Below are 20,926 nucleotides of genomic sequence, written 5' to 3'. Positions count from 1 at the left end.
TGTCGGGGTGCCTTTCATACGGTCGGGGTGGAGCCGGTGTGCCGCGGGTGGGGTGCGTGCTCGGAGGTCCGGTCCTGCTCCGCGTCCCGCGCATCGGCCTCGGGGGACGCCTCGTCGTGCCGTCCGGGCGGAGCGGCGGGGGACGGGTGCAGCGGCAGTCGGGCCGCGACCCGGAACCCGCCGTCGGGCAGCGCACCGACCTGCAGGCTCCCGCCGACCAGCCGCACCCGTTCCCGCATCCCCACCAGGCCGTGCCCGGTGCCGGCCGTCTCCAGCGGGGCCGCTTCCGGCTCCGGCGAGGCGCCGTTGACGACCAGCACGGACAGCAGGCCCCCGTCCGCCACCGACACCGAGACGCGGGTCCGTGCACCGGGCGCGTGCCGCACCACGTTGGCGAGCGCCTCCTGGACGATCCGGTACGCCGAGAGCGTCACGGTCGGGGCCACAGCGGAATCCGCACCCGCCGCACCGGCACTGGTCCCCGTCGCGGCCTCGTCCCCTCTCCCGCCCCCGTCCTCCGCGCCGGGCAGCGAGAGGTTCAGCTCGGTGGGCACTCCGGCGCGTACGGTCGCCTCCACGAGCTGCTCCAGCCGCTCCAGGCCGGGCTGGGGGGCTCGTTCACCGCGGGCGCTCTCGCTGCGCAGGACGCCGAGCAGGCGGCGCATCTCGGCCAGCGACTCGCGTGCGGCGGCGGCGATGGAGCCGAACTCCTCGCGTGCCTCCTGCGGCATCTCCGCGATCCGGTAGGGCGCACTGTCGGCCTGGACGGTGATGACGGACATGTGGTGCGCGACCACGTCGTGCAGTTCCCGGGCGATCCGGGCGCGCTCCTCGAGCAGGGTGCGCTGGGCGCGTTCGGCCTCGCTGATGTGCTCCTGCTCGGCCAGTCGCCGCTGCGCCTCGGCCCGCTCCCGCAGCGATGCCCCGAGCAGGAGTACGGCGCCGGTGAGCACGATCAGCAGGACGTTCGTCCCCTCGCTGCGCTCGGGTGCGGCGAACCCCAGCGCGAGCGAGGCGGACACCGTCACGAGCCAGACGGCGAGCAGCGTGCGGCGGCTCTCGCGCAGCGCCAGCGCCAGATACAGCACCAGGCAGCCCACGATCACCATCGGCGGCCACGGCCAGGGCCGTCCGGCACCTTCGCTCGTCATCAGCAGCACCAAGGCGCCGACCAGGTCCGCACCGAAGACGATCCACCAGGCGGTCAGCGGCCGGGTCACCGCCAGGATCAGGGGCGCGGTCTGCGCCACGCTCAGCGCACCGGCCCAGCCGCCGGGTACCGCGAAGTCGTGCGAGAGCACCTGGGTGGTCACCGGGAGGAGCACGATCGCGAAGCCGGACGCCAGCACATAGGGCAGCAGTCGCACGGTGCGGGAGGCCGCGTGCCCCAGCAGCGGCTCACGCGAGGCGGCGGGGGTGGCCAGTGCGACGGCGAGCGAGCGCAGTTGGCCCCACAGGGCGGAGAGTCCGGGTCCTGGCGTCACAGCTCCGCCAGCAGCTCCGCCTTCTTGGCGGTGAACTCGTGGTCGGTCAGCAGCCCGGCGTCGTGCAGCTCACCGAGGTGCCGGATGCGTTCGGCCACATCCGCCGGGTCCGATCGGGAGGGCTGCGGTGCGGGGGCCGAACAGATGCCCTCGGTGCCCCGCACCGGCCCGGCCGCCCGTACCGCCTCCAGGACCGAGGCGGCGAAGGGCAGGGACTCGTAGACGGGGCCGTAGCCGAGGCCGAACACCACGGAGGCCGGGTCCTGGTCGGCCTCCGCGAGGATCTCGGCTCCGCGCGGGCGCAGCCGCAGATGGCCGCCGGGTCCCTCCGGCGAGTTCCACTCGACACCCTCCAGCTCGCCGACGGGGAAGTACTGGTCGCCCGCCTTCCACTTGGCCGTCGAGGCACCCGTCCAGAACCAGCGGAAGCCGACTCCCGTGCCGTCGAAGGACGCCTTCCCGTCGTACGCCTTGAAGCTCTGCGGGGCGGAGGGCGCGGCGACCAGGTGGTCCTGCGCCGGTTTGGCCGCCTCCGGGGGCAGGGCGGCCCGCAACTCGGCCGCGTAGCGGTCCGCCAGCGGCTCGCGCTCGGCGGGCAGCACCAGCCGGTAGGGGTCGCTGCTCTCCTTGAGCTGTCCGGCTGCCGCTTCCAGCAGCGGGTCCGCGCCCTCCCGGGGCACGGCGCGCAGCACGACGGTGCCGCGCTTGCCGCCCGGGGCCAGCTCGACGGTGCTCAGCGCCTCGTACGGGATACGCCGTTCCCCGAGCACCTGGAAGAGCTTCGGCGTGCGAATCCCCCGTTCGAAGCGGATGAGCACGGAGTCCGTTGTGAACTCCCAGGTGGAGTGAATTCCAGCCAGTACGTCACCCATGTGGGCCATCGTATGCGGCGGTCGGCTGTCCGTCCCCCCTCCGCCGCGCTCCGTGGTGCTACGCGCGCAGATTCGGGGGGATCCGGCGGCGCGGTGCGCGGCCCGGCGGAGTGCTGCGGGCGTCGTGCGTGCCGTCAGGAGGCGCCCGGGACCACGGAGCACTCCGGGTCGGAGGAGGCGCAGGTGACGTCCTGGTAGGCGCCGGTGCCGATCGCGGCGAAGTTGGCGAGGCTGCTGGTGTGCGGCACGAAGTAGCCGGTGTGGCCGACGGCGCCGCGGGCGGACAGTTGCCGGGCGCCGAAGCCGTCCGCCACCGGGTCCGCACCGTGCCCGAGCCCTCCGACGTCCAGGTGGGGGACGTCGGCGATCCAGTCGTCGTCGTCCCGCATCGCCCAGACGTGGGCGCGGGTGCCGAGCTGCGCCGCGTTGTCGGCCCGCATCCCCGGGCTGCCCGCGACGGCGATGTCGGTGACGCTGTCCGGCAGCCGGCGCGCCGCCACCCCGCAGACCACAGATCCGTAGCTGTGGCAGAACAGCGCGACCTCGGGTGCGTCCGCGGCGGAGGTGGCGGGCAGGGCGCGGACCAGGTCGTCCAGTCGTACCGCGCCGTTCTCGGCGTCTCCGCCCGAGGCGGCGTCCACGCCGAGCCCGGCGGGCGCGGTGTAGTCGGCCCAGGCGATGGTCGCCGTGTGCACGCCGGGGCGGATGGCGTGCTGCTGCTGTTGCAGCGAGTCGGCCATGCCGACCGGCGCCGAGTACTGCCGCGCCGACTTCTCGAAGGTCAGCAGCTCGGTGTCGACGCCGGGGACGACCACCGAGACCCGCCGGGCGTCCCGCAGGTCGCCGAAGACCTCGGCGGCCCGGCCGCGCCCGGTCGGGTCGAAGGCGAGGATCTGCCGCTGCGGGCTCAGCATCGAGGTGAAGCGGTGCATCCGCTGCTCCGCCTGGCTGCGGCCCTCTTCGGTCAGCCGCTCGTCCCGCATCCGCTTGCGCTCGGTGTCGCGGGCCTGGAGCAGCGCGGTGCGGTTCGCCCGGTAGCGCAGCTCCAGGGGTGCGCCGCCGAGGTTGCCCACCACGAGGGGGAAGCGTGCGGCGAGGTCGCGCTGCTGGGCCCGGCTCAGCCCGGCGAAGTAGCGGGCGATGCTGCCGGGCGGGGCGTCGGGGGCGGGCAGGGGGCGTCCGGCGAGGGAGGCTTTCTTCCAGGCGTGCACGGCTGCTGCCCGCGGCCCGTCCTCCGCCTGGTGCTTGCGCACCGCTGTCCAGCCGGATGTCGCCAGCAGGACGAGGACGACGGTCAGGGCGAGCACCGCACGCCAGACCGTGATGCCCGGGGCGCCTGGTGCGGGGACGCCGAGTCCGGACAACGGGTTGCCTGGTGCGGGGAAGTAAGTCACTGGGGCGACACCTTAAGAGATGCCGCTGAGCGGTCCCGCATTCAGGACCTCCGGGTGAGTCATCTCACGTTTCGTACTGCCCGGTCGGGCCGGGGTGGCGCGTCCGTACCGCGCGGCGGTCACGGAGCGCAACTGGAGTCGTGGGCCCGGGTGCCGGGCTCAGCGCCGCCGTCCCCAGTCGGAGCCGAGAGCGGGGCTCAGTTGCGCGGTGTAGTCGCGGGTGACCTCGCGTGCCGTCTCCAGCGAGGCGTCGCTGCGCATGCTCCACTGCCGGGCGGCGGTGCGCATCACCCCGGTGAAGGCGGCGACCAGCACCCGCGGCCGCGGATCCTGGTCGGCGTCCACCCCGGTGCGCCGGGCGACCTCCTGGACGAGCTTCTCCTCCATCAGCAGCGAATGCCGCAGGTGCGCGGCCAGCAGGGACGGGGTCACCTCGATGACCTGGCACATCTTCAGATAGAGGTCGAGCGGGGTGATCTCTTCGACCGCCACGCCGACGTCGTCCCACACGTCGTCGAGGGTGCTGCGCAGGCACTCCAGCGGAGGCTCGGCCACCGGGCGGGCGCACACGGCTTCGTAGTAGAGGCGTTCCACCATGTTCTGCAGGAAGAGCGCGACCTCCTCCTTGTTCGTGAAGTAGCGGAAGAAGGTGCGCTGGGAGACGTCGACGGCCTCGGCGATCTGGTCGACGGTGGTGGATTCGTAGCCCTGCGTGACGAAGAGTTCGTGGGCGGCCACGATCAGCGCGTCTCTTGTGCGCTGTTTCTTCCGTTCGCGCAGCCCCGTCAATGCCGCTTCCTCTCTCCGGCGATGCGCTCACGATGCGTGAGTGCCAACTGACATTTACCGACTAATAATTTCGTTTGTCAATTGTCAGCGACTGTCATTATCCTCCGGCCATGACCACCCAGACCAGCACCGTCGCGGACGACGCGCCGGATCCAGCACCCGCCGACGGCGGCGGCCGGGAGCCCCGCAGCGGGCTGCGCGGACACCCGTGGCTGACCCTCGTCACCGTCGCCTTCGGGGTCGCGATGGTCGCCCTCGACGGGACGATCGTCGCCATCGCCAACCCCGCCATCCAGCACGACCTCGACGCCTCCCTGGCCGATGTCCAGTGGATCACCAACGGCTATCTGCTCGCGCTCGCGGTCTCGCTGATCACCGCGGGCAAGCTGGGCGACCGCTTCGGGCACCGGCAGACCTTCCTCGGCGGCGTGGTCGGCTTCGCCGCCGCCTCCGCCGCCATCGGCCTGTCCGGCAGCGTGGCACTCGTCATCACCTTCCGGGTGCTCCAGGGCCTGTGCGGCGCCCTGCTGATGCCGGCCGCACTGGGCCTGCTGCGCGCCTCCTTCCCCGCCGAGCGGCTGAACGCGGCCATCGGCATCTGGGGTGCGGTCATCGGCGCCTCGACGGCGGCCGGGCCGATCGTCGGTGGGCTGCTGGTCGAGCACAAGGGCTGGGAGTCGGTCTTCTTCATCAACATCCCGGTCGGCGCGCTCGCACTGGTGATGGGACTCGTCCTGCTGCTGGACCGGCGGTCGAAGGACGCGCCCCGGTCCTTCGACCTGCTCGGCATCCTCCTGCTGTCCGGTGCCATGTTCTGCCTCGTCTGGGCCATCATCAAGGCGCCCGACTGGCACTGGGGCGACCCCAGGACCCTCGGATTCCTGGCCGTCTCGGCGCTGGCCTTCGGTGTCTTCGGCTTCTGGGAGACCAGGGTCGCCGAACCGCTGCTGCCCATGAGCATGTTCCGCTCGATACCGCTGACCGCCGGAACCGTCCTGATGGTGCTCATGGCCTTCGGCTTCATGGGCGGCATCTTCTTCGTCACCTTCTACCTGCAGAACGTCAACGGCCTCTCGCCGGTGGACAGCGGGCTGCGCCTGCTGCCGCTCACCGCCATGATGATCGTCGCCTCGCCGCTGGCGGGCGCGGTCATCACCAAGGTCGGCCCCCGCGTTCCGCTGGCCGGCGCCATGATCCTGGCGGCCGTCGCCATGTTCGGACTCTCCACCCTGGAGGCGGACAGCGGCATGGGCGTCACCTCCCTGTGGTTCGCCCTGCTGGGCCTCGGACTCGCACCGGTGATGGTCGGTGCCACCGAAGTGATCGTCGGCAACGCGCCGCTGCAGCACGCGGGTGTCGCGGGCGGGCTCCAGCAGGCCGCCATGCAGGTGGGCGGCAGCCTCGGGACGGCGGTGCTCGGCGCCGTGATGGCCTCCCGGGTCGGCAGTGAACTGCCCCGCAAGTGGGCCGAGGCCAAGCTGCCGCCGCTGTCGGGTGAGAAGGAGGCAGCCCTCAGGGACGCGGCCGAGGTGGGCATCGCACCCGTGCCGAAGGGGACGCCGGAACGGATGGCGGAGGCGATCGAGCACGCCGTGCACGGCGCCTTCGTCTCGGGCATGGGCCTGGCGTTCATCTGCGCGGGCATCGTCTCGGTCCTGGCCGCGGGCGTGGCCGTCTTCACCAGTCGCGGCAAGAACGACGCCGGGCCTTCCGTGCACGTCTGAGGCGGCCGTTCCCGAAGGGCCTCGCGCGAGGCCCTTCGGGAACGGTTCGCCGGAGCCGGTTCGCGGGTTGCGGGGCACGGCGGACCCTCGCCGACGCCGTTGCCGCTGCGCTGGCGCCGCTGGCGCCGCTGGCGCCGCTGGCGCCGCAGACCCGCCGACGGGAACCGGGAAGCAGCGGCGCCCCGTGCCGGCCCGCGGGCACGCCCCGGTCCGGGCGTGCCGAGCACGTCCCGGACCGGGGCGCGGCGAGTCCGGGGCTGAGCCCGCCCCGGGCCCGCCCCGGGGCGGGGGCACGCTTCGGGCTGGGTAGGTCCTGCCCGATACGTCCTGCTGCTGTGCCTCCGCTGCCCCGCACCGATCGGGCACTCAGCGCGGCGTATCGGTTCTTCCAGGCCCGGTGTCGCCGGTGACGGTGGATAACTCGCGAGTTGTGGACAACTCCACCACCTGTCCCGGTGAACCGGGCCGCTTGCTCTTGGCTGCCCTTCCGCGGCGCGGACATGCTGGTCACACGCCGGGCGACGAGGTGCCCGGCCTTCAGCGGGGGAGTGATCAGCCGTGCGAGGCATGTTCGGACGAGGTCCGAGGACGACGGCCGGAGTCCTGGCCGTGACCGCGCTGGCGGTGGCGCTGACAGCCGCCGCGCAGCCGGTGGGGGCCCAGCCCCAGCAGCGGGCGGCGGTGCTGGGTTCCGCCGCGCACCACCAGGCCGCCGAGGGGAAGGGTGCGCCCAGGCTGGGAGAGTGCGGACCGGGGGAGCTGTGCCTCTGGGAGCGTGCGGAGTTCAAGGGCACACCGCGCGTCCACGAACTGCGCGGCATCGACATCGAGAGCTGTACGCCGCTGACGGGCGGTGCCTCGGCCACCTCGGCGGCCAACCGCACCGGCCGCCCGGTCACGCTCTACCAGAGCGAGGAGTGTGCGGAGACGGCCGAGTTCCACACCCACCCCTCGGGATCCTGGACGCCCGAGCTGCCCTACCGGGTGCGTGCCTTCAAGGTATGGGAGCACTGAGGTGCCCGCCGGGTACGCGGGGCACCCGCCCGCGTTCCGCGGCCCGGTGGCGGGGTGCGGTCCAGGAACGGAGCGCATCCGGCCACCGGACCGGGGTCGGGAGCCTGCGGGCTTCCGACCAGGGGGACCTGAGTCAGGCGTCGCCTCCGGCGGTACCCGGGTCCGCCGCCGCGACCTCCAGCAACCGGTAGCGGTCGATGGCCTGCTTCAGCGCGGAGCGGTCCACCTTCCCCTCCTTCGCCAGTTCGGTCAGTACGCCCAGCACGATCGACTGCGCGTCGATGTGGAAGAAGCGGCGCGCGGCACCCCGGGTGTCGGCGAAGCCGAACCCGTCGGCGCCCAGCGACTGGTAGCTGCCCGGCACCCAGCGCGAGATCTGGTCCGGCACGGCCCGCATCCAGTCCGAGACCGCCACCTTGGGGCCTTCGGCCGCGTGCAGTTTGCTGGTGACATAGGGGACGCGCTGTTCCTCGTCGGGGTGCAGGAGGTTGTGCTCCTCCACCTCCACGGCATCGCGCCGCAGTTCGTTCCAGGAGGTCGCCGACCAGACGTCGGCCTTCACGTCCCACTCCTCGGCGAGGATCTGCTGTGCCTCCAGCGCCCACGGCAGGGCCACACCGGACGCCAGGATCTGCGCGGCATGGGTGCCCCGGTCGGCCGCCCGGTAGCGGTAGAGGCCCCTGAGGATCCCCTCCACATCCACGCCCTCCGGCTCGGCAGGCTGCTGGATGGGCTCGTTGTAGACCGTCAGGTAGTAGAAGACGTCCTCGCCCTGCGGATGCTCGGAGCTGGAGCCGTACATCCGGCGCAGCCCGTCCCGGACGATGTGGGCGATCTCGAACCCGAAGGCCGGGTCGTAGGCCACCACGGCGGGGTTGGTCGAGGCCAGCAGTTGCGAGTGGCCGTCGGCGTGCTGGAGCCCCTCGCCCGTGAGCGTGGTGCGCCCCGCGGTCGCGCCCAGGACGAAGCCCCGCGCCATCTGGTCGGCCATCTGCCAGAACTGGTCGCCGGTCCGCTGGAAGCCGAACATCGAGTAGAAGACGTAGATCGGGATCATCGGCTCGCCGTGGGTGGCGTAGGCGGAGCCCGCGGCGATGGTGGCGGCGGTGCAGCCGGCCTCGGAGATGCCGTCGTGCAGCATCTGCCCGGTCGGCGACTCCTTGTAGGCCAGCAGGAGTTCCCGGTCCACGGACTCGTAGAGCTGCCCCAGCGGGTTGTAGATCTTGGCCGAGGGGAAGAAGGAGTCCATTCCGAAGGTGCGGTACTCGTCGGGGGCGATCGGCACGAAGCGCTTGCCGATCTCCTTGTCCCGCATCAGGTCCTTCAGCAGTCGCACGAACGCCATCGTGGTGGCGATCTGCTGGTGCCCGGAGCCCTTCTTCAGCGTGGCGTACGCCTTCTCGTCCGGAAGCCGCAGCGGCTTGGCCCGGTTGACCCGGGTCGGCACATAGCCGCCGCACTCCTTGCGGCGGTCGTGCATGTACTGGATCTCCTCGGAGTCGCGGCCGGGGTGGTAGTAGGGCGGCACGCCCGACTCCAACTCGCTGTCCGGGATGGGCAGATGCAGCCGGTCGCGGAACCCCTTCAGATCGTCGACCGTCAGCTTCTTCATCTGATGGGTGGCGTTGCGGCCCTCGAAGTTCGGGCCCAGCGTCCAGCCCTTGATCGTCTGCGCCAGGATGACGGTCGGCTGCCCCTTGTGCTCGGCCGCCGCCTTGTAGGTCGCATAGACCTTGCGGTGGTCGTGGCCTCCGCGGCCCAGATGCAGGAGCTGGTCGTCGGTCATGCCCTCGACCATCTTGCGCAGTCGCTGGTCGCCGCCGAAGAAGTGCTCCCGGATGTAGGAGCCGCTCTCGGTCGCATAGGTCTGGAACTGGCCGTCCGGTGTCGTGTTCAGCTTGTTGACCAGCACACCGTCCCGGTCCTGGGCCAGCAGCGGGTCCCAGGAGCGGTCCCACACCAGCTTGATCACGTTCCAGCCGGCGCCTCGGAAGTAGGACTCCAGCTCCTGGATGACCTTCCCGTTGCCCCGGACCGGCCCGTCCAGCCGCTGCAGGTTGCAGTTGATGACGAAGGTGAGGTTGTCCAGCCCTTCCCGGGCGGCCAGGGAGAGCTGGCCGAGGGACTCGGGCTCGTCCATCTCGCCGTCACCGAGGAAGGCCCACACCCGGGACTTGGAGGTGTCGGCGATACCGCGGGACTCCATGTAGCGGTTCATCCGCGCCTGGTGGATCGCGCCGATCGGGCCCAGGCCCATGGAGACGGTGGGGAACTCCCAGAAGTCCGGCATCAGCCGCGGATGCGGATAGCTGGGCAGCCCGTGCGGCGCCTTGCTCTTCTCCTGGCGGAAGCCGTCGAGCTGGGCCTCGCTGAGCCGGTCGAGCAGGTAGGCGCGGGCGTAGATGCCGGGGGAGGCGTGGCCCTGGAAGAAGATCTGGTCCCCGCCGTCGCCCTCGTCCTTCCCGCGGAAGAAATGGTTGAAGCCCACGTCGTAGAGCGAGGCGGAGGAGGCGAAGGTGGCGATGTGGCCGCCCACCCCGATCCCGGGCCGCTGGGCGCGCGAGACCATGACGGCCGCGTTCCACCGGGTCGCGTTGAGGATCTTGCGCTCGATCTCCTCGTTGCCGGGGAAGAACGGCTCGTCCCTGGTCGCGATGGTGTTCACATAGTCCGTGCTGCGCATCTCCGGGACGGCGACGCGCTTCTCGCGGGCGCGCTCGATGAGCCGGAGCATGAGGTAGCGGGCGCGTTCCCGTCCGCGCTCGTCGACGGCTGCGTCGAGCGAGTCGAGCCATTCCTGGGTCTCTTCAGGATCGAAATCCGGGACCTGGCTGGGAAGGCCGCCAATGATGATCGGGTTGCGATCGGATCCGGAAGCCACGCTGTTCCTTCGCTGTATCGGTCGGATGGTGCTCGGGGCCGGGCGACGGCGGACGCCCTGGATGGTGCTCAGCGGAGCGGCGCGCCGCCTCCATCGTGGACCGCCGCTGCTGTGACGTCATCTCTACCGATAAGTAACCCAGCGCCTTTCGAGGCGGTTCCGGAAGGGGGTGTACGCGGCTGCAACGACGCGGTCGACCTGTCACCTTACGCCCGTCCCGGGACGGGGTCCGCACTCCGCACCGATCACCCCAAACGTGCGTTCGGTCCTCCGGGTGCCCTTACGGCTCCCCCGGGTCAGCCGGGGCAAACCTGGCAGATCCTGGCGGCTGCAATGTGGCCTGAATCACTCTCGATCAGGCATTGTGGTATGAGACGTCAACGTTTGGGCGGGATGGAAGGCCGGGTACTTGCGTGATCCGGCCCGCCCGTGTGGACTACGGCCCATGCCTCGCGTACGCGCGGGGTCCCAACCCCATATTCGTAAGACATGACTGGAGGCAATCCGTGAGCGCGACCGCGGACCACGCGGAGGAGCGGACCAACCCCGCCGCAAGGCTGGGTTTCCAGCCCGGACAGGTGGTCCAGGAGATCGGCTACGACGACGACGTCGACCAGGAGCTCCGCGAGTCCATCGAGGAGATCACCGGCGCGGAACTGGTCGACGAGGATTACGGCGATGTGGCCGACGCCGTGGTGCTGTGGTTCCGCGACGAGGACGGCGACCTGACGGACGCGCTGGTGGACGCCACCACGATGATCGACGAAGGTGCCCCCGTCTGGCTGCTGACCCCCAAGACGGGCCGCGAGGGCTACGTGGAGCCCAGCGACATCGGTGAGGCATCCCAGACCGCCGGGCTCTCCCAGACCAAGAGCTTCAACGCGGCCAAGGACTGGACGGGCAGCCGCCTGGTCACCCCGAAGGGTTCCCCGAACAAGCGCTGACCGGCGCTTGCGCCCGGCGCTGCGGACGCCGCGGACCGTACCGCGCGAGGACCCCGCCCGTTTCAGGCCCCTCCTTCCGGGCCGGTCCGGGCCGGCTGCCGCCGGACGACCGCCTCACGACCGCTTCCGGTGGATCTGCGACGCGTTCCGACGCGGAGGAACCGAGCCCCTGACCGGCCCCCGGCCGGCAGGGGCTCGGTGCATAGGGTGGGGGCGACCGTGTCCGCCCACCGAAGGGAACCCGCCATGGCGATCGAGGCCGGTACCAAGGCACCCGACATCGAGCTCAAGGACCAGCACGGCCAGACCGTGCGGCTCTCGGACTACCGGGGCGAGAAGAACGTCGTCCTGCTCTTCTACCCGTTCGCCTTCACCGGCGTGTGCACCGGGGAGCTGTGCGCCCTGCGGGACGAGCTGCCCCGTTTCGTCAACGAGGACGTGCAGTTGCTGGCGGTCTCCAACGACTCGCCGTTCGCACTGCGTGTCTTCGCCGAGCAGGAGGGGCTGGAGTACCCGCTCCTGTCCGACTTCTGGCCGCACGGTGCGGCGTCGCGCGCCTACGGAGTGTTCGACGAGGAGAAGGGCTGCGCCGTGCGCGGCACCTTCATCATCGACAAGGAGGGCACCGTGCGCTGGACCGTCGTCAACGGGCTGCCCGACGCGCGTGACCTCAAGGAGTACGAGCGGGAGCTCGAGAAGCTCTGACGGCCGCCGGGACCGTCGCGCCGGGGCGCGCCTCCGAGCGCTCCGGCGACGCTCGGAACACCTCTGATTCCGCTCGGTAAGAGGGCTGTGTCCCGGGGAACCGCTCACTAGGATCGAATCGTTGATCCGACGGCATCCGAAACGGGGGCACGCGGTGTCCTCACGAAACAACTGACCAGGAGGACTCGTGGGAGTCAGCCTCAGCAAGGGCGGCAACGTCTCGCTGACCAAGGAAGCGCCCAATCTGACCGCGGTCATCGTCGGTCTCGGCTGGGACGCGCGTACGACCACCGGCAGCGACTTCGACCTCGACGCGAGCGCCCTGCTGACGAACGCGGAGGGCAAGGTCGCCAACGACCAGAATTTCGTGTTCTTCAACAACCTCAAGAGCCCCGACGGCTCCGTCGAGCACACCGGTGACAACCTCACCGGCGAGGGCGAAGGCGACGACGAGGTCATCAAGGTGAACCTCGCCGGGGTGCCGGCCGACGTCGAGAAGATCGTCTTCCCCGTCTCGATCTACGAGGCGGAGAGCCGCCAGCAGAGCTTCGGCCAGGTGCGGAACGCCTACATCCGCGTCGTCAACCAGGCCGACAACACCGAGCTGGCGCGCTACGACCTCAGCGAGGACGCGTCGACCGAGACGGCGATGGTCTTCGGTGAGCTCTACCGGCACGGTGCGGAGTGGAAGTTCCGTGCCATCGGCCAGGGCTACGCCTCGGGCCTGCGCGGCATCGCGCAGGACTTCGGCGTGAACGTCTGAGGGAACCCGCCGGGCATGCGTCCGCCGGCCCGGTCGACGGGCCGACCGGGCGCGCCTGCCGGGGACCGGCAGCCACGGGCGCCGCAGACTTCCGTGCCCCGGAGGTGTGCGGCGCCCGGTGGTACGGAGAGACTGGACGCACTGTGGCGCGGGCCGCACGGCCGAGCCACCAGCCGGGGAGAGGACCAGAACACATGAGCGTCACGCTCGCCAAAGGGGGAAACGTCTCCCTCTCGAAGGCCGCACCGAACCTGACCCAGGCGCGGGTCGGTCTGGGCTGGAAGGCCCGATCCACCACGGGCGCCGACTTCGACCTCGACGCCAGCGCACTGCTGTGCTCCGGCGGCCGGGTTCTCGGCGACGAGTACTTCATCTTCTACAACAACCTCAAGAGCCCGGACGGCTCCGTCGAGCACACCGGCGACGAGCTGGTGGGCGGCACCGGCAGTGACGACGACGAGACGGTCCTGGTGGACCTTCCGCTGGTGCCGGCCCAGGTGGACAAGATCGTCTTCGCCGTCTCGATCTACGAGGCCGAGAGCCGGCACCAGACGTTCGGCCAGGTCGCCGAGGCGTACATCCGTGTCGTCAACCAGGAGGACGGGGTCGAACTGGCCCGCTACGACCTCACCGAGGACGCCTCCTCCGAGACAGCGATGATCTTCGGAGAGCTTTACCGCTACGGCGGGGAATGGAAGTTCCGTGCCGTCGGCCAGGGGTATGCGTCGGGCCTGCGGGGCATCGCTCTAGACTTCGGCGTCAATGTCGCTTAGACGACTTCGAGGTCGCAGTCGTCAAAGGGCGCTCGCCCTGATGTGAACCTATGCAGACCGGACAGCGGATTGGGAAGCCAGTGCTCCTGAAAACCTTTGGCTGGTCCTTCGGCGTCACCGCCGTCGGACTGGCCGCAGCGGCGTTCTTCTGGGGGTGGGAGGCGTTCGCCCTCGTGGCGATCCTTTCCGTCCTGGAGATCTCCCTGTCGTTCGACAACGCGGTCGTCAACGCCGGCGTGCTGAAGAAGATGAATGCCTTCTGGCAGAAGATCTTCCTCACTGTCGGCATTCTGATCGCGGTATTCGGCATGCGGCTGGTCTTCCCGGTCATCATTGTCGCCATCAGCGCGCAGGTCGATCCGATCGAGGCCGTACGGGTCGCGCTGGACAACCCCGACCGCTACGAGCAGTTGGTCACGGACGCGCATCCGGCCATCGCGGCGTTCGGCGGGATGTTCCTGCTGATGATCTTCCTCGACTTCATCCTCGAGGAGCGGGAGGAGACCTGGGTCGGCTGGCTGGAGCGCCCGCTCGCCCGGCTCTCCAAGATCGACGGGCTCTCCGTCGGGATCGCCCTGATCGCCCTGCTGGTGACGGCGACCACGCTGGCCACCACCGCGCACCAGCACGCCGGGCACGCCGACAAGTCCGGCACGGTGCTGCTCTCCGGTGTCGCCGGACTCATCACCTATCTGATCGTCAATGGACTCTCCGGCCATTTCGAGGACAAACTCGAAGAAGAGGAGGAGCGCGAGCAGGAGGAGGAAGAGCAGGCCAAGAAGGCGGGGAAGCGGCCCTCGGCCGTCGGACTGGCCGGCAAGGCGGCCTTCTTCATGTTCCTCTACCTCGAGGTCCTGGACGCGTCGTTCTCCTTCGACGGCGTCATCGGCGCCTTCGCGGTCACCAACCAGATCTTCTGGATGGCGCTCGGTCTGGGCATCGGCGCGATGTACGTCCGTTCGCTCACGGTCTACCTGGTGCGCCAGGGCACTCTGGACGACTACATCTATCTGGAGCACGGTGCGCACTACGCCATCGGCGCCCTCTCGGTGATCCTGCTCGTCACCGTCAAGTACCAGATCAACGAAGTGATCACCGGCCTCGTCGGCGTCGTGCTGATCGCCCTCTCCTTCTGGTCCTCGCTGCGCCGCAACCGGGCCATCGAGGCGGCCGGGGGCGACGGGGACGGCGGGAGCGACGGGGAGGATCCACAGCAATCCGAGGTCACCGCGCGCGTGTGACCGGCTGCTGATTGAGGAACGCTCCCAGCGGGGCGGCTTCCGTGACGGTGCGGACCGAAGGGGTCCGCGCGGCCGTCCCGGAGCCGCCCCGTTGCGGTGAGTCGGGGCTCGAGCGCGAGTGGGGGTGCGGGATGGTCTCCCTGTGGGAGAACTGGCGGCGGGGTGTGGGCATGTCCCGGCGTGGACCCAAGTTCGACACGGTCGGCGGTCCTTCGACGTATGCGATGGAGCTGACCAAGCGGCACGCGGAGCTGTCGCTGACCAAACAGGGCGCCGACACCGGCAGTCTGCAGGTCAACCTCTCCTGGCGGATGCGCAGTTCGGACGTGGAGGGGGTCGGCAGGCGGACCGGCGGTTCGCTCCGGCACCCGCTCAGGGCGTTCAAACCGACCGTGGTGCAGGCCCACACCCAGGGCGTCGTCAACGTGGACCTGGACCTGGCCTGCATGTACGAGCTGACGGACGGCACCAAGGGCGTCGTCCAGCCGCTCGGCAACTTCCTGGGGGACTGGAACGCGCCCCCCTACATCAAGCTCACCGGCGACGACCGGTTCGGTTCGCCTTCCGGGGAGACGCTCTATGTCAACCTCGACCACCGGGACGAGTTGAAGCGGCTGCTCTTCTTCGTCTACATCTACGACGGCACCCCGGCCTTCGACCGGACACACGCGGTCGTCACACTCATCCCCAGCAACGGACCGCATGTGGAGGTGGGCCTGGACGAGCGCGCTCCGCAGGCCCGCTCGTGTGCCGTGCTGCTGATGGAGAACATCAAGGGCGAGCTGAAGGTGCGCCGCGAAGTGCGCTACGTCTACGGCTTCCAGGCGGAACTGGACCGGCTCTACGGCTGGGGCCTGCAGTGGGGGCGGGGCTACAAGACGCAGAAGGTCTGAGCCCGGCGACCGGCCCCGGCCGCCCGCTGCCTCCCCCGCCGGACCTCCGCTGCGACGCCCTGACGCGGCCACGCCGCGCCCCAGACGCCACGCCGCGCCCCAGACGCCGCGACGCCGCCTCCGACGCCGCGCCCCACGCCGCGGCACCTTCGTGACGTGGGTGCGGAACGGAGGCGGCGAGGCAAGAGGCCCCGGCCGGTACGGACCGGCCGGGGCCTCGTCGTGCCGCGCTCAGCGGTTCAGGAACTGCGGGCCCTGGGGCGGCAGTGCGAACGCGGGGTCCGGCTGTGGGTAACCGTAGGTGGGCTGCGGGTAGCCGTAGGCCGGCTGAGTGGCGGGCGGCTGCTGGGGCGGGTGGTGCGGCGGCTGTGGGAAGCCGTAGCCCGGCGGCTGCTCCGGCGGGGCCGGGACGCCCGGTACCCCCTGGGGTCCGAACGGCGGCGCGCCGGGCGGCGGCACCTGCGCCGTGACGGCCGAGGCCGCCACCCCGGCCGGATCCGGCTGCGGCTCCGGGGGCTCCGGTGCGGGCGGCTGCGGCGGCGGCGCGGGGTCCGGTCCGGGCGCGGGGCCGGGACCGGGGGTGGGCCCCGGTGGCGGACCGGGCGGACCCGGCGGCACCGGCTCGGGGCCGGGCTCCGGCGGCGGTCCGGGTTCCGGGCGCGGCTCGGGTGGCACCGGGTCCGGCTCCGGGAAGCCCGGTTCGGGCGGCGGCTGGGGCACCGTCCCGGCGGGCGAGCTCAGCCGGAAGTCCTCGGAGCCGAGCGTGTCGGGCCGGGGCGTGTGGGCCACGGTCGCGTCCGGATCGTGCTCGGGGGAGTGCGTCTGTCCCGGGTCGGTGCGCTGCCCGGGTCCGGCCTGGGCCGCCTCGCTCTCGTCGACAGTGATGCCGAACTCGGTGGCGAGGCCGACGAGCCCGGTGTCGTAGCCCTGCCCCAGCGCGCGGAACTTCCAGCTCTCACCGCGCCGGTAGAGCTCGCCGCAGACCATGGCCGTCTCGCCGCCGGTCTCCGGTTCGATGTCGAAGCGGGCGAGGAGCGCTCCGCCGCGCCCGGGCTCGGTTCCGCCGTCCGGGTTGCCGGCGTCGTGCAGCAGCAGCCGCAGTTCCCGGACGGCGGCGAAGCTGCCGCCGTCCGCGGAGGCGGCCAGCAGCACGCGGTCCACGGAGGCGTCCAGCGCACCCAGGTCGGCCTCGACGGTGTCGCGCAGCCCCTCGGGCTCACGCTTCTTGGCCAGGTGCCGCACCAGCCCCGAGGGGTGGCGCGGCTGGTTGTAGAAGATGAAGTCGTCGTCGGAGCGGACCTTGCCGTCCGGGCCGAGCAGCAGAGCCGAGGCATCGACATCCGGTACTCCGGCGCCGGGGGCCCAGCAGAGCACGGCGCGTACCGTCCTGGACTCCAGCAGGATGTTCGACCCCTTCGTCATCGCGTGCGTCATGTCTTCATCCTGCCCCCGGACGGACCCCCTCGACAACGCGGGATGTGCCGCGGCGGCGACGGGGTGTGGTCGCGGGGGCGCCCGGCGGCTCCGGAGAGGGGCCGCGCACGGCCGCTGCCGAGGCAGGGGAACTCCTGACCGACGCTCGAACGTACGATGAGCAGCGACGCGGCACCACGGCGGCCCCGGCAGGACCACCGCCACCGCGTGACGCCACAGGTACGCCGGAGCGACGCGCACGGGCGCCGGGACGGCGGGACGGGGATATCCATGCGGCATTTCAGGCATCTGACGCCTGAGCGCCGAAGCGCGCTCTTCCACCGTGAGCCGGCCGAGTTCACTTCCGAAGCGGACGCGGGCACCCTCGCGATCGCCCTCGGTGCCACTCTCTACAGCCCTGCCACCAGACCCGCGCTCGCCGACGACGTGCTCAAGCAGGCCGCGCGCGGCGTGGTCTCGATGGTGCTCTGCCTGGAGGACTCGATCGCCGACGCCGAGGTGCCGCTGGCCGAGGACAACCTCGTCCGCCGGCTCCGGGAGCTGGCGGACCGGGCTCCGGCCGACGAGCTGCCGCTGCTGTTCGTCCGGGTGCGGGAGTCCGGGCAGATCACCGGCCTGGTGCGCAGGCTGGGCCCGGCCGCGGGGCTGCTGTCGGGATTCGTGCTGCCCAAGTTCACCGGGGACCGCTCGGTGCCGTTCCTGGAGGCGCTCACCGAGGCGGAGGCGGCGTGCGGGCGACGGCTGTTCGCGATGCCCGTCCTGGAGTCGCCCGAGCTGCTGCACCGGGAGACCCGCACCGAGGCGCTCGCCGGGATCGCCCGCACCCTGGAGAAGTACCGCGAGCGGGTCCTCGCGCTGCGGCTGGGGGTCACCGACTTCTGCGCCGCCTACGGGCTGCGCCGCACCCCGGAGATGACCGCCTACGACGTGCAGATCGTCGCGTCGGTCATCGCGGACGTGGTGAACGTGCTGGGCAGGGCCGACGGCACCGGGTTCACGGTGACCGGACCCGTATGGGAATATTTCCGGCAGCACGAGAGGATGTTCAAGCCGCAGTTGCGGCGGAGCCCCTTCCTGAGCGGCCGCGCCGAGGACGTGCGCGCCGCGCTGATCGAGCACGATCTGGACGGCCTGCTGCGCGAGATCGAGCTGGACCGGGCCAACGGCCTGCTGGGCAAGACCTGCATCCACCCCTCGCACGTGGCTCCCGTGCATGCACTGTCGGTCGTCAGCCACGAGGAGTTCTGCGATGCGACGGATGTGCTGCGCCCCGAGCGCGGCGGTGGCGGAGTGGTCCGCTCCGCGTATACGAACAAGATGAACGAGGTGAAGCCGCACCGGGCCTGGGCCGAGCGCACACTGCTGCGCGGCGAGGTCTTCGGGGTGGCGCGCGAGGGCGTGAGTTTCGTGGAACTGCTGGCGGCGGGAGTCAAGTGAACGCGAGCGTACGGGAGGCCGGTGCGGCCGCGACGGGGTCCGGGGCCGGTCCGCACACCGGGGCGGGGACGGACCCGCAGGTGTGGACGGGCACCTGGGTGGCCGAACGGCTCGGGGTGCGGCTGGAGGACGAGGAGCTGCGCGGGCTCCTGGGTCTCGCGCTGCGGCGCAACCCCAAGCGCGCCCATCTGCTGGTCTCCACCGTCCTGGGCAAGCATGTTCCGCAGCGCCCCTCGGCGGTCCTGGACGCGGGCCGCCGCCTGGGGGAGCGGGTGCGTGAGCGGCTCGGCGCAGCGGAGGCCGCCCGCTCCGTGGTGCTCGGTTTCGCGGAGACCGCGACCGGACTCGGCCTCACCGTCGCGCACGGCATGGGCAGCCGTGCGAGCGCCTTGCACTCCACACGGCGCCCGGTGCCGGAAGTGCCCCGGTACGGCGGTTTCGAGGAGGAGCACAGCCACGCCACCTCGCACCTGCTGCTGCCCGAGGACCCGGACGCGCTGCGCACCGGCGCGCCGCTGGTGCTGGTCGACGACGAGCTCTCCACCGGCCGGACGGTGCGCAACACCGTCGCGGCGCTGCACGCCGCCCACCCCCGCGACCGGTATGTCGTGGCCGCACTGGTCGACACGCGCGGCGGCGCGGACGTGGCGTCGCTGGAGAAGTTCGCCGCCGAGCTGGGTGCCCGCATCGACGTGGTGGCACTGGCCGCGGGCCGGGTAGGGCTCCCCGACGACGTGCTGGAGCGCGGCCGGGAGCTGGTCGCGGCGCACCGCGACGCACCACACCCCGCGCCGCCACCGGAGGCGCGGGGCACCGTGCGCCGGGTGGAAGCGGACTGGCCGCAGGGGCTTCCGGACGGTGCGCGGCACGGCTTCGGGCCGCGCGAGCAGCTCCGCCTGGAGGCCGCGCTGCCGGGCATGGCCGAGCGGGTGCTCTCGGCGCTGGACTGCCTCCCGGCGCCGCCCGCGGACGGCGCCCCGGGGACCCGCGCGGGCGGCGCGCCGCCCCGTGTCCTCGTCCTCGGCAACGAGGAGCTGATGTACGCGCCGCTCATGCTCGCGGGCGAGCTGGAGCGGCGCACCGAGGGGCGGGCGGAGGTCCGCTTCTCCACCACGACTCGCTCGCCCGTCCTGGCCGTCGACGACCCGGGGTATGCGATACGCACCGCGCTGTGCTTCCCCGCGCACGACCTGCCGTACCACGACGGACCGGGCGGCGCGGCCGGCCCGCACGGTCCCGGACCGGACGGCCCGGTCGAGCGCTACGCCTACAACATCGCCGGCCAGGGCTTCGACGCCGTCGTCGCGGTCGTGGACAGCGTGGGCGACACCCCCGCGCTGCACGCCCCCGGAGGGCTGCTGGACCAGCTCGCCGGATGCGTCCCCGAGGTGGCGCTGGCCGTCGTCCCCTCCTACGTCCCGGACGGCACCGCTCCGCGTCTCCCCGCGCCGCTGCACGGCCCGGCTTTCTCCTCGTACGCGCAGGACGAGGTGGCGTGGCTGCTGCGCGATCTGTCCGACGTCGAACTGGAGGCGCCCACGGAGGAGCGCGAGGAGGCCATCCAGGCGGGCGGCGCGCACTACGCGGAGTCGCTGCCCGTGGAGTACCAGCCGTCCGCGGAGTACCAGCGGCTCTTCCACGACGCGCTGGAGTCCGCGGCCGAGCGGCTGGCCCGCGCGGTCGGCACCGTCACCGAGACGGTGCTCGCCGAGCGCGGGCCGCGCCCCGTACTGGTCTCGCTGGCCCGGGCCGGTACGCCCGTCGGGGTGCTGATGCGCCGCTGGGCGCGCTACGCGCACGGTCTGGACCTGCCGCACTACGCTGTCTCGATCGTCCGCGGCCGCGGCATCGACAGCAACGCGCTCGCCTACCTGGCCGCTCACCACGACCCGGCGGACGTCGTCTTCGTCGACGGCTGGACCGGCAAGGGCGCCATCACCCACGAGCTGTTCCAGGCACTCGCCGCGCATCCCCGGTTCGACCCGGAGCCGGCGGTGCTGGCCGACCCCGGATCCTGCGTGCGCACGTTCGGCACCCGGGAGGACTTCCTCATCCCCTCCGCCTGCCTCAACTCGACGGTCTCCGGACTGATCTCCCGTACCGTGCTGCGCGCCGACCTGGTGGGCCCGCACGACTTCCACGGCGCGAAGTTCTACCGCGAGCTGTCCGGGAGCGACCTGTCGGGGCACTTCGTGGACACGGTCTCGGCCCGCTTCCCCGCGGTCCGGGCGGACGCTGCCCGGGACGCCGCGGCGGCGGCCTCCGCGGACCGCACACCGACCTGGGCGGGCTGGCGGGCCGTGGAGGAGATCAGCGAGGCGTACGGCATCGGGGACGTGAACCTGATCAAACCGGGCGTCGGTGAGACCACCCGGGTCCTGCTGCGCCGCGTCCCGTGGCGCATCCTGGCGCGGCGCGACGCGGGCACCGACCTCGACCATGTACGGCTGCTGGCCGCCCAGCGCGGCGTACCCGTCGAGGAGGTCGACGAGCTGCCCTACCGCTGCGTCGGCATCGTCCACCCCCGCTACACGCGCGGTGCCACCGGCGCCGACGGAAAGGCCGCACGATGACGGCG

General features: G+C 71.7%; 16 protein-coding genes. 10 read left to right on the top strand and 6 right to left on the bottom strand.

Annotated features, from left to right (window positions below; genetic code table 11):
* Positions 1–14 precede the first annotated feature (14 nt).
* From BMX65_RS03570 to BMX65_RS03555, 4 genes are all read right to left on the bottom strand, one after another.
* Positions 15–1,484 (bottom strand): sensor histidine kinase, encoded by a 1,470-nt coding sequence (locus BMX65_RS03570; protein WP_074998581.1) that lies wholly within the window; start codon positions 1,482–1,484, stop codon positions 15–17.
* The gene (locus tag BMX65_RS03565; RefSeq protein WP_074998803.1) at positions 1,481–2,356 is read right to left on the bottom strand and encodes a DUF4429 domain-containing protein; all 876 of its coding nucleotides are present in this window, start codon (positions 2,354–2,356) and stop codon (positions 1,481–1,483) included. Before BMX65_RS03565 ends, BMX65_RS03570 begins: the two co-directional genes overlap by 4 nt.
* Before the next feature lie 134 nt (positions 2,357–2,490).
* The gene (locus BMX65_RS03560; RefSeq protein ID WP_074998580.1) at positions 2,491–3,750 is read right to left on the bottom strand and encodes an alpha/beta hydrolase; all 1,260 of its coding nucleotides are present in this window, start codon (positions 3,748–3,750) and stop codon (positions 2,491–2,493) included.
* 159 nt (positions 3,751–3,909) lie between these two features.
* Positions 3,910–4,539, bottom strand: coding sequence for a TetR/AcrR family transcriptional regulator (locus BMX65_RS03555; protein ID WP_074998579.1), 630 nt, complete (start codon positions 4,537–4,539; stop codon positions 3,910–3,912).
* 110 nt (positions 4,540–4,649) lie between these two features.
* Between BMX65_RS03555 and BMX65_RS03550 the strand changes: the two genes are divergently transcribed.
* Positions 4,650–6,263 carry an MFS transporter gene (locus tag BMX65_RS03550; protein ID WP_079171668.1) on the top strand — a complete coding sequence of 538 codons (1,614 nt, stop codon included), beginning with the start codon at positions 4,650–4,652 and terminating at the stop codon, positions 6,261–6,263.
* A gap of 609 nt (positions 6,264–6,872) precedes the next feature.
* A complete protein-coding gene (locus BMX65_RS03545; RefSeq protein WP_079171667.1) occupies positions 6,873–7,277 on the top strand; it encodes a peptidase inhibitor family I36 protein in 405 nt (134 codons plus the stop codon).
* A gap of 133 nt (positions 7,278–7,410) precedes the next feature.
* Here the strand turns inward: BMX65_RS03545 and aceE are convergent, their stop codons facing one another.
* Positions 7,411–10,158, bottom strand: a complete 2,748-nt coding sequence (gene aceE, locus BMX65_RS03540) for a pyruvate dehydrogenase (acetyl-transferring), homodimeric type (RefSeq protein WP_074998577.1) — start codon at positions 10,156–10,158, stop codon at positions 7,411–7,413.
* 506 nt (positions 10,159–10,664) lie between these two features.
* Here aceE and BMX65_RS03535 point away from each other — a divergent pair.
* From BMX65_RS03535 to BMX65_RS03510, 6 genes are all read left to right on the top strand, one after another.
* Positions 10,665–11,102, top strand: a complete 438-nt coding sequence (locus tag BMX65_RS03535; protein ID WP_074998576.1) for a DUF3052 domain-containing protein — start codon at positions 10,665–10,667, stop codon at positions 11,100–11,102.
* Positions 11,103–11,348: 246 nt separating this feature from the next.
* A complete protein-coding gene (locus BMX65_RS03530) occupies positions 11,349–11,807 on the top strand; it encodes a peroxiredoxin (protein ID WP_074998575.1) in 459 nt (152 codons plus the stop codon).
* Between the two features lie 187 nt (positions 11,808–11,994).
* Positions 11,995–12,570 carry a TerD family protein gene (locus tag BMX65_RS03525; RefSeq protein WP_074998574.1) on the top strand — a complete coding sequence of 192 codons (576 nt, stop codon included), beginning with the start codon at positions 11,995–11,997 and terminating at the stop codon, positions 12,568–12,570.
* A 194-nt stretch (positions 12,571–12,764) separates the two neighbouring features.
* Positions 12,765–13,343: a TerD family protein gene (locus BMX65_RS03520; RefSeq protein ID WP_074998573.1), complete on the top strand. Its 579-nt coding sequence runs from the start codon at positions 12,765–12,767 to the stop codon at positions 13,341–13,343.
* Between the two features lie 80 nt (positions 13,344–13,423).
* Positions 13,424–14,584, top strand: coding sequence for a DUF475 domain-containing protein (locus BMX65_RS03515; protein ID WP_074998572.1), 1,161 nt, complete (start codon positions 13,424–13,426; stop codon positions 14,582–14,584).
* Between the two features lie 131 nt (positions 14,585–14,715).
* A complete protein-coding gene (locus BMX65_RS03510) occupies positions 14,716–15,477 on the top strand; it encodes a TerD family protein (protein ID WP_074998801.1) in 762 nt (253 codons plus the stop codon).
* Between the two features lie 231 nt (positions 15,478–15,708).
* Here the strand turns inward: BMX65_RS03510 and BMX65_RS03505 are convergent, their stop codons facing one another.
* Positions 15,709–16,911 (bottom strand): TerD family protein, encoded by a 1,203-nt coding sequence (locus BMX65_RS03505; protein ID WP_074998571.1) that lies wholly within the window; start codon positions 16,909–16,911, stop codon positions 15,709–15,711.
* A 270-nt stretch (positions 16,912–17,181) separates the two neighbouring features.
* Between BMX65_RS03505 and BMX65_RS03500 the strand changes: the two genes are divergently transcribed.
* Complete coding sequence (locus tag BMX65_RS03500) at positions 17,182–18,348, top strand: HpcH/HpaI aldolase/citrate lyase family protein (protein WP_074998570.1); 1,167 nt, start codon at positions 17,182–17,184, stop codon at positions 18,346–18,348.
* An 80-nt stretch (positions 18,349–18,428) separates the two neighbouring features.
* A complete protein-coding gene (locus tag BMX65_RS03495) occupies positions 18,429–20,921 on the top strand; it encodes a phosphoribosyltransferase (RefSeq protein ID WP_074998800.1) in 2,493 nt (830 codons plus the stop codon).
* Positions 20,922–20,926: the final 5 nt, after the last annotated feature.

The sequence above is a fragment of the Streptomyces qinglanensis genome (assembly GCF_900111245.1).
Taxonomy (GTDB): Bacteria; Actinomycetota; Actinomycetes; order Streptomycetales; family Streptomycetaceae; genus Streptomyces; species Streptomyces qinglanensis.
The sequence above is the reverse complement of the archived record's forward strand: the minus strand, read 5'-3'. Positions and strand labels throughout refer to the sequence as shown.